Source organism: Sediminicola luteus (assembly GCF_002514735.1).
Lineage (GTDB): Bacteria > Bacteroidota > Bacteroidia > Flavobacteriales > Flavobacteriaceae > HQA918.
In genome coordinates, this window is sequence record NZ_KZ300476.1 from 207,070 (window position 1) to 222,495 (window position 15,426).

General features: G+C 45.3%; 9 protein-coding genes. 2 read left to right on the forward strand and 7 right to left on the reverse strand.

Annotated elements, in window-relative coordinates; all coding sequences use genetic code 11:
* Positions 1–5: 5 nt before the first annotated feature.
* A complete protein-coding gene (locus tag B7P33_RS00675) occupies positions 6–3,377 on the forward strand; it encodes a DUF1080 domain-containing protein (protein ID WP_097440046.1) in 3,372 nt (1,123 codons plus the stop codon).
* Positions 3,378–3,565: 188 nt separating this feature from the next.
* On the opposite strand, the gene B7P33_RS00680 is transcribed toward B7P33_RS00675, so the two are convergent.
* From B7P33_RS00680 to B7P33_RS00710, 7 genes are all read right to left on the reverse strand, one after another.
* The gene (locus B7P33_RS00680) at positions 3,566–4,972 is read right to left on the reverse strand and encodes a Gfo/Idh/MocA family oxidoreductase (RefSeq protein WP_245871578.1); all 1,407 of its coding nucleotides are present in this window, start codon (positions 4,970–4,972) and stop codon (positions 3,566–3,568) included.
* Between the two features lie 182 nt (positions 4,973–5,154).
* Complete coding sequence (locus tag B7P33_RS00685) at positions 5,155–6,603, reverse strand: tagaturonate reductase (RefSeq protein WP_097440047.1); 1,449 nt, start codon at positions 6,601–6,603, stop codon at positions 5,155–5,157.
* A gap of 86 nt (positions 6,604–6,689) precedes the next feature.
* Positions 6,690–8,990, reverse strand: a complete 2,301-nt coding sequence (locus tag B7P33_RS00690; protein WP_172435818.1) for a GH92 family glycosyl hydrolase — start codon at positions 8,988–8,990, stop codon at positions 6,690–6,692.
* 5 nt (positions 8,991–8,995) lie between these two features.
* A complete protein-coding gene (locus B7P33_RS00695) occupies positions 8,996–10,279 on the reverse strand; it encodes a sulfatase (protein ID WP_172435819.1) in 1,284 nt (427 codons plus the stop codon).
* Between the two features lie 110 nt (positions 10,280–10,389).
* Complete coding sequence (locus B7P33_RS00700; protein WP_097440050.1) at positions 10,390–11,961, reverse strand: Gfo/Idh/MocA family protein; 1,572 nt, start codon at positions 11,959–11,961, stop codon at positions 10,390–10,392.
* Positions 11,958–12,428, reverse strand: a complete 471-nt coding sequence (locus B7P33_RS00705; RefSeq protein ID WP_216359338.1) for a DoxX family membrane protein — start codon at positions 12,426–12,428, stop codon at positions 11,958–11,960. Before B7P33_RS00705 ends, B7P33_RS00700 begins: the two co-directional genes overlap by 4 nt.
* Before the next feature lie 37 nt (positions 12,429–12,465).
* Positions 12,466–13,554, reverse strand: coding sequence for a DUF6807 domain-containing protein (locus B7P33_RS00710; protein WP_216359339.1), 1,089 nt, complete (start codon positions 13,552–13,554; stop codon positions 12,466–12,468).
* Positions 13,555–13,766: 212 nt separating this feature from the next.
* Between B7P33_RS00710 and B7P33_RS00715 the strand changes: the two genes are divergently transcribed.
* Positions 13,767–15,392, forward strand: a complete 1,626-nt coding sequence (locus B7P33_RS00715; protein WP_317042816.1) for a UxaA family hydrolase — start codon at positions 13,767–13,769, stop codon at positions 15,390–15,392.
* Positions 15,393–15,426 lie beyond the last annotated feature (34 nt).

Genomic DNA, 15,426 nt, shown 5'->3' on the forward strand with positions numbered 1-15,426 from the left:
ACATCATGAAAAACATACTAAAACAACTTTTCTTAGTCGGTTTCCTTAGCATCGGATTCGGACTAAATGCACAGATAAACCGAACCTTGGACACCAAAGTAGCCGATATTTTGGCCCAATTCCCGGTATCGGATGCCAAGCATAACGACCAATTGATGGAGGATATGCTGTCTTTAAACACAGCAGGACTGCAAAAATTCACACAAATGTTGGTGCCTGCCGGTACTGGCGACGACGCCGCTGTTCGCTACGCCTTAAATAGCTTGGCCACCTATGTCAGTAAGGTCGATTCACCCAGCAGGGAGCTGGTAGAACAAGCCATACTTCAGGCTTTAAACACTGTACAAGACCAAGAGATACAATCGTACCTTTTGGGTCGTTTGGCCTTTTGTGGTACCGACAGATCCGTAACCGCGCTAACCCCATTCGCCAACCACCCAAAACTGTATAAAGATGCGCTGGCGACACTACAATCCATCGGGACCGAAGCTGCCGCAGCCGAAATTTTGAAAGCGGCTGAAAACAGTCCGACCGAAACGGCCACCTATTCGGCCGCCTTGGGTGCTCTAAAATACAACAAAGCCCTGCCTTTTATCTCTAAAGAAGCCAACAGTAAGCTGTCCACCCACAGAAAAGAAGCCCTGGCCGCCTTGGCTCAAATCGCTTCGCCGGATTCCTATGCCTTGCTCAGCGAAAAAGCCCAGCAAGCCAATTACCTTGGGAGTAACGACAATGCCACAATAACTTTACTGCACTACGGATACAACCTGAATAAAAAGGGAACAAAATCTTTGGCAAGCACTGTGGGACATGAACTTTTGGAAAATTGTACCCAACCCGAACAATTGCATTTTCGTTCGGCGGCACTAGCCATTTTGGCCGAAAGTGAAGGAGCCGATTTTGGAAGAACTTTACTGAAAGAAATCAAAAACCCTGACCAAGCCTATCGTGGTGCCGTTTTGGGGATAGCCCAACAGGAACAATTCAAAAACCTGGAAACCAAATGGATAAAGGCTTACAAAAAAGCCGATGATGCCACCAAAGCCCAATTATTGGCCTTTTTAGCCGATAGCCAGAACCCCAAGGCCCAGGCCTTGTTGCTGAAAGGATTTGAGAGTAAAAGCGATAATGTACGTGTTGCCGCGGCCAAAGCCATGGCCTACCAACCCAAAGCGAAGGCGGTCAGCCAATTGCTTGACCAGTTGGAAAAACCACAATCAGATCAGGTTTTGACCAGTATTCAAGAAAGTTTGGCCCGTACGGCTTCCCAAAAAGAAGGTGGGCTTTTATTAGCAAAACTGAACACCGTTCCGGAGCACAATAAATCGGCCATCATTAAAACCTTGGGACAAAAAGAGGTCGCTGCCTCCTTTGACGCCTTGGTCGCCCTGACATCGTCCCCAGACGAATCCGTTCGAGATGCAGCCTATGACGCCATAGCTTCCGTAGCAGCTGCCGATGATATCGATTCACTTTTAGCGGTTTTAGATTCCGCAGCCACCGATAAACAGGCCCAACAAACACAAAAGGCCATTACTGGTTTAATAGCTACTTCCGAAGCTAGTTTAGACGCTAACATCCTTACTGGATATAGAGCCAGTAAAAAACCCGAACGTTATTATCCGTTGTTCTCTGCCCTGGGAAGCCCAGAAGCCCTTGCAGCGTTGGAAAAGGCTGTTAAGACAACACATAGCTCCCAAGCCCTGGAAGCTTTGGGTAAATGGCAAGGTAGCGAAGCCCTACCCATACTACTTGAAGCAGCCAAAGCCCAAACTACCCACGACACCGCTTTTTATGGGTACCTAAACCAAGTGGACAAAAGTGGGCTTCCAGCCGACCAACGCCTTTTACTAGCTAAAAAGGCCATGCCCTTGGCCAAATCAGGTCGGGAGAAGATGCGTGTACTTAAAAGTGTTGAAAGAACCAAGACCTTTTTGGCTTTGGTATATGCCGGTGAATTCCTTGAAGACAGTGAAATAAACAAAGCGGCTGCTGGGGCCGTAGTTCATATCGCCCTTCCCCAACCCGGCAAGGAAAACGGACACCAAGGGACGGTGGCTCGTGAACTTTTAGAAAAGAGCAGTGCCCTGTTGACCGGGCCCGACAGTCAATATGTGAAAATCGATATTCGCGAGTATCTCGAAAATATGTCCAATGAGCAAGGGTTCGTTTCCATTTTCAACGGGAAAGACCTTAGCGGATGGGAAGGTTTGGTTAAAAACCCTATCGCCCGATCTAAAATGTCGAAACGCCAATTGGCCCGTGAACAAGAAAAAGCCAATGCCCAAATGATGCGAGACTGGTTCGTTAAAGACGGTATAATCGGGTTTAAAGGTGAAGGATACAACAATATCTGCACGATTAAGGATTATGGTGATTTTGAAATGTTCGTCGATTGGAAGATTACCCATGGTGGCGATAGTGGTATCTATTTACGGGGAACCCCTCAAGTGCAGATTTGGGATATTGCCCGTACCGATGTTGGGGCCCAAGTAGGAAGCGGTGGTTTATACAACAATCAAAAAAATGAGCGTATACCTTTGACCGTGGCAGACAATCCGGTTAATGAATGGAATACCTTTTATATAAAAATGGTTGGCGAACGTGTAACTGTTTACCTCAACGGGGTATTGGTAACCGATAATATAGCCCTAGAGAACTACTGGGACCGGAAGCTTCCTATCTTTACCAAAGAGGCCATTGAACTACAGGCCCATGGCGAAGACCTTGGCTTTAGAAATGTATATGTTCGTGAAATACCCTCAGGTGAAGAATTGTTGACCGAAGCGGAACGAAAAGATGGTTTCACAGCTTTATTCAACGGTTCCGACCTGTCGCATTGGATTGGGAACAAAACCGATTATTACGCCGAAAACGGAGTTATTCACGTAAACCCGAAACGTGGCGGACACGGGAACCTATTTTCTGCCGAAGAGTACGACAATTTTGTTTTCCGTTTCGACTTTAAACTAACCCCCGGGGCCAATAACGGCTTGGGTATACATGCCCCATTACGTGGAGATGCCGCTTATGTGGCCAAGGAACTACAGATTTTAGACAATACCGCGGCCATTTACGCTAATTTAAAGCCCTACCAGTACCATGGCTCTGTCTACGGTATAATTCCGGCCAAAAGAGGGCATTTAAATCCGGTTGGGGAATGGAACAGTCAAGAGGTAATCGTTAATGACGATACGATAAAAATCACCTTAAACGGAACCGTAATCGTTGATGGTAATATAAAAGAGGCTACCAAAAATGGCACCTTGGACGGAAAAGACCATCCTGGATTACAAAGGCATAACGGTCATATTGGCTTTTTGGGCCATGGTTCTGAACTTTGGCTAAGAAACATACGGGTGAAACGCATAAAATAACCCAAAAGCACCAAACCATTCAACCAAATGGTAAAAGGCCGCTCTCCGATTATGGAAGCGGCCTTTTTGTTGACCCGATCAACAGATTAGGGCTTCGCTAGCACCCCTTCGAAACCGTTGCCTGTTTCTAGGTTTTCCTATGGAATAGGTGCCAATTCGCCCTTTAACCTAATCAACTACACAAAAAATTAGATCAATCGTTTGGCGCGAGGCTCTAAATCGGTTAATTCGGCAATTCGGATGGGCTCGCCACTTTCTATACTTTTTCTGGCAGCCACCCCAATTAAAATGGACATGGCCCCATCGCGTACCCCTGCAGCTCTATCAAAGGGATCTTTGGCCCCAGGGTTTTTAAATATCTTATCGTGCAAACGTTTATCGCCCCCACCATGACCTCCCCGTTCGTAGGGCACTTGAATGGTTTCGTGTTTGTTCCAGATTTTATGTACCACAACCGGTTCGTATTTGGCCACTTCCTTGCCACCTTGACTCATTTCCAAGGCATGCAACTCTTCTTGCGACAATACTTCTTTTTGATGGTACGGAATATCTAACCAGGCCTCTATCCTACCCTCGGTACCGTTAAAGGCCACACGCCAGCCTTCAAAAGGCGAATAGGTAGTTAAGGAATAATTGACCACCACATTGTTCGCATATTTTACTTGGGCCGACATTTTATCGTAAATATTTATCTGATCCCGGAACAAACAATTATCACGTACGTAGCCATCGTGCTTTTCGTTGTTTACATACAAGGCCATATCGCGTTTGCTTTTGGTAATATCCCAATGAAACTCGCAATTGGCGGTATGGGCACAATCGCGGCAATTGTTACCTCGGAAATCATTGGCGCTGCCATAGCGTTCCAAATCGCCATAAGCGAATACTTCATACGGATCCGAATCGAGCCACCAGTTCAGCAAATCGAAGTGGTGGGTAGATTTGTGTACCCATAATGTGCCGCCCATTTCGCGTTGGCCATGCCATCTTCTAAAATAAGACGCGCCATGATGGGTGTTTAGATACCAATGAAAATCTACCGAGGTTACCTTACCGATCGTGCCTTTTTGCAACAACTCCTTTACCTTGGTGTTGTAGGGGCTCCAGCGGTAGTTGAAGCCTACGATTACCTTACGGTCGTATTTACGTTCGGCATCCAAAATTTGCTGACATTTTACCTCATCGGTGGTCAACGGCTTTTCGGTAAGCACATCGCAGCCTAATTCGAGACCACGAATAATGTATTCATGATGGGTGGCATCCGTGGTGGTTACTATGACCAAGTCAGGCTTGTTCTCCCCAATCATGGTGTCAAAATCGGTATAGGTATCACATTTGACCCCCATGTATTTTTTGGCATAGGCCAAACGCCCCGGATTAATATCGCAGAGTCCTACGAATTCAAGACTATCTGAATAAACCTCTACCAGGCGTTTTCCCCAAAAGGATGTTCCCCTTACCCCAGTACCCACTAAGGCTACCTTAAGCTTACGCCCCATAAAGGAGAAGCTTAGTGGTGCAGCAGCCTGAACGGCAGTACCGGCGGCCAACATAGAGATGGCCCCCAAGAATTTTCGTCGCGTTTGTTTTTCCATGCTTATATTTTATTGTTATTATTTGAAGCGGTTTAAATTTTTTCTATTTGTTAAGAAATTGCGCTTTCGAGCCTGTATTTTGCCTTTTTCTCCTTACGTATCGATGCTATGCAACTCGAAAAAGACTTCATCCAGACTCAAAATCATCAATTTCCACTTAAATCTTAAAAGTTTAAACCACTTCATTGTTTTGAGTTCATAAATTGTTTGTATGCCTGTGCCGTATCGCCGCATTCCAAACTTTGCAGGGCATTACTTAAGCCAAAGCGCAAAAGTTGGTTATCGGAGAGATCTTTCCCCCAAAAATCGGATTGGGCCAAGATCTGTTCCGTAAAATGATATACATCGCCTGCTTTCCAAAGGGCTTGAATTTTAGAGACTACCTCAGTATTGTCCTTAATGGGCATATCTTTCCCTTGCCATTGGCCTTTATACATGCGCAACAAACAGGCCCAGGCAAAAACAAGGCGTTTGGGAAGTTCGCCGGTGGCATCAATATAAGCCAATGTACTCGGCAGCACTCTTACTTTGTACTTTGAAATGGAATTAAGGGCAATAGTTTCTAAGCGGTGTTCTATAAACGGATTCTGGAAGCGTTCAAAAATAGCTTGCGCAAAACGCACTCCTTCCTCCTGATCCAATCCTAAATAGGGCACGATTTCTTGTAATACCGCCTCCCTTACGAAGGCACCCAACAGGGCATCGTCCATGGCGCCACTAACCGTTTCAATGCCATGCATAAGTCCAAAAGGAACCATGGCTGTATGGGCACCATTAAGAATACGCACCTTCCGGGTTCTATACGGCTGTTGGTCGGTAACGAAGCGTACATCCAAATCGGTTTTTTCAAAAGGTAAACGCTCGGCTAGGTCATCTTTGGTCTCAATAACCCATAAAAAGAAATTCTCGGCCGTAACCATTAGTTTATCGTCATAAGCTAAACGGTCGGCATAGGTTTGGGTATTGCTCCATGGGTAACCCGGCACAATGCGATCTACCAACGTATTGTAAAAGTAATTGCTTGCCAATAACCAGTTTTTAAAAGCTTCGGGCAATTGCCAAGCTACCGTCAATTTTAAGAGGCATTCACGAAGTTGTTCCCCATTGTTTTGGATCAACTCACAAGGGATTATACGCAATCCTTTTTCAGGATCCCCTTTAAAAAAAGTGTAGCGTTCGAACAAAAGGCGTAGCAATTTGGCCGGAAAGCCATTAGGGGGCTCCATGGCGAAAGTATCCGTTGGGTCGAGAGCGATACCGGCTTCAGTGGTATTGGATACGATATACTCCAATTCCGGAGCATGGGCTAGCTCTAAATACCCATTAAAATCGGTATAAGGGTCATTGCATTTAACAATAGTGTCTACACATTGGGCGGTATCGATTTTTTCACCTTGGCTTATACCTTGTAAAAAGACGGTATACAAACCATCTTGTTCCGCCAAGACCGGCACCATTCCCTTGGGCAATGGCTGTACCACAGCAACTCCATAAGGGCTGCTTGTGGCTTTACCCAGTTTGTAAAAGGCATAATCTACAAATGCCCTTAAAAAATTGCCTTCGCCAAATTGTACGACTTTAATGGCCGGACGGCTTTTTCTATATGTTGATCCTAAAGGTGGTTTTGACATGATTTTGGTTTGGAATGCATAACTGCGTAATATTTACACGGTTTAAAAATACGATTCTTTTCCAGTTTTACAAACCCCTATAAAATTTACTTGGCCCCACTCATCGAATAGGGCCTATCTTTTTTGGATACGCCCCATAACATATTGGGCATATCCCCCATATCGAACACTATGGCCCCGCCTTCCAATAACTCAAAATGATCAAAATAAGTTTTGGTATAGGGTTTCCCATTCCAACGTATGGCCTGAATGTATTTTTTACCCTCCGAAGCACCCGGAGCCAAAATTTGAAGCTGGTTCCCGTTTTCGAATTGGATTTCCATCTTATCGAATTTGGGACCAGAGATTACATACTGCGGTACCGAAGGCGCAACCGGATAAAACCCCATTTGGGCAAAAACCAACCATGCCGACATTTGTCCCGCATCGTCATTGCCGCTCAAACCACCCGGGCCAACCCCGTATTCCGTAGACACGATTTCGTGTACCCAGTCTTGGGTTTTCCAGGCTTGCCCAGAAAAATTGTACATAAAGGGGGTTTGATGCCCCGGTTCGTTGCCATGCCAATAATGGCCTTCTTCCCGAAAACTATCTAAAGTTTCATTAAATACATTATCACCCCCCATAAGTGCAATAAGTCCGGCTACATCGTGGGGTACATACCACATATATTGCCTAGGTGTACCCTCGGTAATAAAGAATTGCCTTTCGTTTATCGCCAAACTATCTATAAAACTTCCGTCTCGGTACCGCCCTCGAACCGAAAGATCGGGCTTGCTAAAAACATGCGCATAATTGGCCGCCCTTTTTCGTAACCGCTTCGCATTCTCGATATCACCCATTTTTAGTGCCGTTTGGTATAAGGTGTAATCGTCGAAGGCGTATTCCAATGTCCGTGACACCTGTTCCCTTTTATGGAAGGACTCATTAACTGGGTCTTCCAACGGAATATATCCGTATTTCAAATACGATTTTAGGCCCCTCCTACCTTTACCGGCTTTATAGTCGGAAAAATCCTGTGGCGATTCAAAGGCATTTTTAAGCAAATATTTATACTGATTGGGGTTCAACTCCAAGGTTCCCTTGGACAGGGCATCGGATATGGTTGCTGAGGCATGATCACCAATCATGGCCGAGGTATAACTATTCCATACCGGAAAAATGGGCAACCAACCGCCTTGTTCGGCCATTAGCAATAAAGACTCCATCATAGCCCTGTTCTTAGACGGAATAAGCAGATTGAACAACGGATGGGAGGCCCTATAGGTATCCCACATCGAAAAATCGGAATAGTAGGCCCCTGAATTCTTCGTCATGGTTTGGGCATTGCCATCAAAGGCCGGGTAAGTACCACTAAGATCGCTAAACGTTCGCGGATGCAAATAGCTATGATATAAACCTGTGTAAAACTTCACCTTATCGGCTTCTACCTTTCCTTCTACCTGAACCTGGGACAACAAGCTTTCCCATTGATCGTCCAAATCCAAGATTATTCTCGCTATGCCTTTATCACCAATTTCCCCTGCCAGATTTTTTCGAGCTTCTTCCAAACTCACGAAAGATGTGCCCACCGTTAGCTTGATACGTTCTTCGGGCTGCACCTGAAAACTGACATAGGCGCCCAAACCATTTTTATTTTTATCGGTTTTTACACCTGCCTTGACGCCGTCTTGGTCATATACCCCAAAACCGAGGGGAGTTTTCTCAATTTTAACCACAAAATAGCCTGAAAATCCTGCTGCTTCGCCATGGCCTTGATAAATACGATGCACCGGATTATAGCCTTCTATTTCGCCGGCCTCTGGAATCACATTTACATAACCTTGACCTTCATCACTATTTACATCGAACAACATATGGGCCTGGCCCTCTTTGGAATAGGTGAATTCGAAAATTCCGGCCCGGGTAGTGGCCGACATTAGTGCCCGGATGCCATAGCGTTCTAAATTTACCTGATACGAAGCGACCTGGGCTTTTTCTTTTTCGCGTTTAAAACCGGAAGCTCTTTTTTGGGGGTCGGTCACCAAAGACCCCATGGTAGGCATAAGAGTCATGGTACCATAGTCTTGCACACAAGAACCACTTAACCAATGACTAGCTCGGAAACCTTGGATCAACGAATCGGTATAATAATATGGGGCCAAACATTTTTTTTCCGTATTTCGGGTTTGTGCCACCCAATTGGTCATTCCGAACGGAGCCGTAACAAAAGGCACCACCTGGGCATTGTTCTCGCCATGTATGCCATGTTTTATGGCGCTTGGGGTAGTAGCAACCCCGGTACCGATCAAAGGATCTACAAACCGGGTTAGTTTTTTAGGGTTTTGCTCGCTATTACAAGCCCATAAGACCATTACACTTATGACTACAACAACATTTCGCATCATACTTTTTAGTTTAATACAGGTTCTTGGGCGCCCACCCTGGTTTTCCATGCCTCAAGTTCAGCCCTCATTCGTTTTAGTACTTGGGGTTCTTTCAAGGCCAGATTGTCCGTTTCACCCCCATCCTTTGAAAGATCGTAGAGTTCATAACTGTTTAACCGGCCCATTAGTTTAGGCTCGTACCACTGGATCAATTTATATTGACGGTAACGCATGGCCGCAGCCGGTGGCATTCCCGATCCCTTATGGTAATGCGGATAATTCCAAAACAACCGATCTCGTTTTATTGAGGTATTCTTTTTTAAATGTGAACCCAGGTCTAAACCGTCAAAAGGCAACCCTTTTGGTAGTGGCACATGTGCCAATTGGGAAAAGGTGGGAAAGAAATCGGTAGTGGTAACCAAGGCATTCGAAACCCTTCCCGGGGCGATTACCCCTTTCCAAATCATAATCAAGGGCACACGGATGCCCCCTTCATAGAGCCAACCTTTTCCTTTTCTATACGGTTTTTGTGAAGCTGCTTTGTGCAACCCTCCATTGTCCGAATAAAATATCAACAGGGTATTTTCTTCTTCTCCCATTGCTTTAACCTTATCCCAAATTTGTCCCACACTATGGTCCAAGGTTTGCATCATAGCCCCCAAAACAGGGTTGTTTTCCGCTCTATCGGCACCTTTTTTTTGTGTATAGGCATCTACCAAAGATTGCTTTTCCATTAAAGGATCGTGTATACTATTATGCGAAAGCACCATAAAAGTGGGGCGCTTTTTCATGTTCTTTTCCATAAACACCAGCGCCCGTTGGGTAAGGGTATCTACATTATGGGCATCTTTCTCTGCATGCTGCCAAGGTTTTACAGGTAAGCCCCGGGCCGGTTTGTAGGTTATAAAAGTATCATCAAAACCCTGCTTATCCGGATTGGCTTCCAAGCTCTCTGGCGGTATTTTCGATTTGCTCAGATGCCATTTGCCCAACCATGCCGTGGCATAACCGGCCTTTTTTAATATCTCGCCTATGGTAATGGTTTCCAAGGGTAAATGTTTTTGCCAATCGGGGGCTTGCAATGGTTTGGCTTTAGGGGTATTCCCCGGTATAAAATCGGTAAGATGCAAACGGGCCGGATGCTGACCCGAGACCAAAGCCGCCCGGGTAGGCGAACATACAGCGGCCGAGGCATAGGCATTGACAAACCGAATACCCGATTTGGCCATGGCATCGATATTAGGGGTTTGGTAAAAGGTACTACCATAGCAACCCAATTGGGGTTGGCCCAGATCATCGGCCAGAATCATTACAATATGAGGTTTTTCAACAGTAGCCTGGATTGCAGTATCGGACTGTGACCAAAGATTTCCCCAGAGCACTAAGGCCAAGATTAAGAAGCAACGCCCAAAAACCATAGTCAGACAATAGTTTTGGTTTTGGCATCCCAGCGAACTTGACGTTTTTCTAAATAGGCTTTTTTGGCCATTTGAATAGTAACCGCCTCTTCAAAAGCCCTGTCAATCCCACAACTTACCGGACTGCCATAACGAATGGCATTAATCCATTCGCGTAAATGCAGATGGGTAACATCGCGCGATACGCCGCCGACATTGACCGAGGTAAGCCCTCTTTCTTCATAATAACTGGCCGTGGCCCCACTATTGGCATCGGTACTGGACTTTTTGCCCAAACCTACCGATAACATGGGTTCGTTTTTCGCTATTTTTTTATCGGCAAGCAACTGCTTGTATTTCTCGGAACTCCCGTCAGGGGTAATCGACAGGCCTTTACCTATCTCCATGGACGCATCACGCCCCATAATCACACGCCCCCTGTTTTTACTATTGGCCAAGGTGGCGCTATATATCATAGTCATTTTACGATGGGGATATTCCAAAACCACTTGCATTAAATCGGGTATCTCACGTCCATCTTGGTAATAGTAGATGCCCCCGCTACAGACTACCGATTCCGGGATACCGCAATGTAATACACCATTGGCCGCATCGAATTCATGGGAAAACAACTGTCCCAACAAACCGGTACTATAGTCCCAATACTTGGTCCAGTTGTAATAGCGATCTATGGAAAACGGCACTTCCGGACTATCGCCTAACCATTGTTTCCAATCTATGCTATTTAAATCCCCAGCTTTGGGTTTTCCATTTTTTAAATGTCTCACCCAGGCACCATGGGCCGAATTCCGGTTAGTAGTAACCTCTACCAAATTTACCTCGCCCAACACCCCTTGTTTTACCAAATCGGCAGCATAGGGATAAATGGGATTATGACGTATTTGGTGTCCCAGCTGATACACCTTATCCGATGCGCGCACCACACGTTCCAGTTCAAATGTCTCTGCCTCGGAATGGCTAGGTCCCTTTTCGCAATACACATGTTTACCCGCCTGTATGGCCGCTATGGTCATAGGGGCGTGCCAATGATCTGGGGTAGCAATGATAACCGCATCTACCTGGTCGTCTTCCAAAAGATCTTGGTAATAGGTATAGCGCTTGGGTTTATGTTTTCTTTGTTCTCCTTGGGCATCCTTTACACTAAACAGTGCCTTAGCCATGGTATTTTCGGCCCGTGAATCGAATACCTCACAAACTGCGGTAAGTACTACGTTTAAATCGCCATAGGCCAACCAGTTATTTTTCTTGTCGTCAGACCACTGTTTCGCATCATTTTCAGTAGCAAACCCTAAATGATGCAATAGGGCATTAGAACGACTTCCTGCACCGATTATTCCAAGACGGATAGTATCTGTAGATCCCGTACCCGGAGCACTGTAATCTTTAAAAGCCGGTTCCGATGAGAGACCCAATTCTTTTACAATATCATAGGTGGCCTCTGTTTTTTTTGTATATCGAGTATGCTGCCAATAACCAACACCCAAGGCTCCCAAAACTGGAAGCGATGCCAAGGATTTGATTAAATCGCGCCTTTTGTTAGAGGTACCGGATTCATTATTAGGGGAAATACTCATGATTCGGCTGTTTTTTTATTTTGGAATAAGGCATCTAACCCATAGGGCGCACCAGAAGGGAATAATGCTAATACCCATAAGGCCAGGCATTCGATTAGATTTTTATTCACTAATAGATAGTTGCCTTCAAAAGCGGCCGGATATTCCAAACCGGGCCATGACGGTGTAGCCAAAAAATACAGGAACACCAAAGCCATTCCGGCATAGGCCCATATTCGGGTAAACCAGCCTAAAATAAGCCCTAATCCAATGGCCAACATACCCCATTGGTTCAGCAAATCGACCAAGGGCATCAGGGCACTATCGGCCAACGCATGAAAGGCTCCCGAAAACGGTCCTTGGGAGGCTTGAAGATAGTAATAGGCCGTCCAGTCGGGATTTTCAATTTTAGAAAGGGCCTCAAAGGCGAAATGCCAGCCGATGGCCACCCGTAAAAAAAAGAGGGACAACCGTCGGGGTTTGGTCATGGAAATTTGCATAGGGACTTCTTATTTATATAGGATTTTACTTTTTTCCAAAAGCATCAAATTCAGCATCGATCTCGGTCTTTCCTAATGCTTTATTGGCCACTATAATCCTATGCTTAAAGGTAGTGGTTTTACCTGCTTCAAGAAAGAAATCCAAGCGTTCTTTTCCCTTGCTGAACTCATGTTGTCCCAAGGGGTTGGCCGCAAAAAGGCCATAGCCCCTGGCGTGCCAATAGGTAGGATAACCCACATTGTCTTTATGGTCCAAAACCACCAAGGAAATAGGCTCGCCTTCAATCTCGGAACGCAGGTTTACCCAATTGGAACGTTTGCCCCAAACGTCGGTACCTTCTACCCCTTGGGCATTGAGGTAATTTCCTTTTACGGTACTATTATCCAAGGCCTCTACCTTTGTAGGTATACCATTGGCATCGGTGAATACAGATGGCTTATCGGACGGATGCTCCAAGGCCCTAGTCACTCGGATGCCCAACACTCCTTCTTTATTGTCTTTAAAATCTACGTTCTGATCTTGCGCGGTCAAAGAAGTAATACGATCGATATAATACCCATTGGCATCGGCACCAAATACGAATTCGGTGTTTTCTACCAAAAGTACTGTACCGTCAGGTGCTTTCCAGTCCATACTAACCTTCAAACTTCCTGAATCTTCTCCATTGGATGTAGATATTACTTGGTTATGGCGTATCGTTCCATATTTATGGCGTTTCTCTACTTTAATGGAATCGGAGTTGTTCCAAAAATCCAGTCCGTTTACGTCGCCATAATTAAACCAAACCCCTACATGATGCGGATGGTCTACCCGCTCCCCTACCGATTTTTCCAGGGGGAATTTTCGTGTAATCTTGGTGCCTTTTGGGGTAACCAACGGATACAAGACCGGTTTTTTAATATTATCTGGATAAACATAGGCCGTGAACAACTTGCCGTCTATATGAACATCGACCCTTTTCTCTGCCGGATTATCGGTGAGCACTACCCTTTCTTGGCCTGTTTTTTCCGTGGAAACATTGGCCATGGATTCTGTTTTAGGTTTTTCTTTACAAGACCACACTATACTTAGCAATACCGTGGCTATCATCATTTTCAAGGCACCTTTTTTCATTTTTGATTTTTGGTTTTAGTTCGTTGATTTTTGAGTTTTCCCATCACCCCGACCCCAGATTTTTTCGGTTGACATCTAAAGTAAATGGGCCATGAAATTACAAAAAAGCTTATTCTGTGTCAAAAAAACATAGTATTAATTTTGTCATTTTGGTTACGAGAACAGTAATTGAGCAGAAAACACTACCTTTATTCCGTGTAAATGAAACACAGATGATGGACCAAAGTAACCATATACTTGTACTAGACCCTAAGGATAATGTTGGGGTAGCTTTATTCGATCTTCAAAAAGGAGATACCGTTACATATAACAAGACGGAAATTGAAATACAGGAAACCATACCTGCCAAACATAAATTTGCTTTATCGGCATTGCCAAAAGGTGCCCCCATGATTATGTATGGCCAATGTGTCGGTGAATTAAAATTCGATATGGCACCAGGAGCCAGACTCTATCCGGAAACCGTAACCAATAAAACAGAAAATTATAGTCTTACTGACACCGAATACGCCTGGCAGGCACCAAAGCCGTCACAAACACTCCCGAAAACATTTTTAGGATATCATAGGTCCGACGGACAAGTAGGCACCCGTAATGTATGGCTGGTCTTTCCTTTGGTGTTTTGCGAGAACAAAACCATTGAGACCGTAAAAAACGCCATGGAAGACGCCCTTGGCATATCTAACCACGCCCATTTTAGTGATTATGCACGTTCTCTTTGGGACAGGAAGCCTATGCCCACAGCTAGGGAAAGCCACTTATTATCAACCTCCAAACTCACCCAAGTAGAGCTTCGCTTTATCACCCATCACACAGGTTGTGGAGGCACCCGTAGCGATGCCCAAATGTTTTGTAGGCTAATGGCGGGTTATTTAAACAATCCGAACGTGGCCGGCGCAACAGTTTTAAGCCTAGGCTGCCAAAATGCACAGGTATCATTACTTAATGAAGCCTTAAAAACCACCAACCCTAATTTTGACAAGCCCTTGTTGGTATTTGAACACCAGCAATCTGGTGATTCAACGGCCTATATCAAATCTATCATTGAAGGAACCCTGAAGCAACTACGGTTACTTGATTCTATGGAACGGCAACCAGCTCCTCTGTCAAAACTTAGCATTGGACTGGAATGCGGGGGTTCTGACGGATTTTCGGGTATTTCTGCCAACCCTATGTTAGGCATGGCCATGGACAAGTTAGTTGGTTTTGATGGTAAGGCTATTTTAGCTGAATTCCCGGAGCTGGCCGGTACCGAAGCCTCTATTATCAAACGCTGTGTAAACCCAGAAGATGCCAAACGATTCGTGACATTAATGCAGGCTTACGAATTTAGGGCCGAAGCGGTAGGTTCTGGTTTTAAAGACAATCCTTCTCCCGGAAACATTCGCGAAGGCTTGATTACCGACGCCATGAAATCTGCCGGAGCCGTCCGCAAAGGGGGCACTTCACCGGTAAACGCCGTTCTTGATTATGGAGAATATGCCCATAGCATCGGATTAAGTTTACTCTGCACCCCGGGCAATGATGTTGAGTCTACCACTGCCTTGGCCGGTTCTGGAGCCAACCTGGTAGTCTTTACCACGGGACTGGGTACGCCTACAGGGAATCCGGTAAGTCCGGTAATTAAAGTGTCGTCTAACACCGATATGGCCCAACGTATGGCCCAGATTATCGATTTTAACGCCGGTACCATAATTAGTGGTGAAGACAACCTAGACTCTGCCTCCGACCGTCTTTTGGAACTAATTGTAGCCGTGGCCAGTGGTAAAACCCTGACAAAGGCAGAGCTTAGAGGGCAACACGACTTTATTCCTTGGAAAAGGGATATTTCATTGTAAACCCAAGGATATATGATAACGGAAATCATAATTC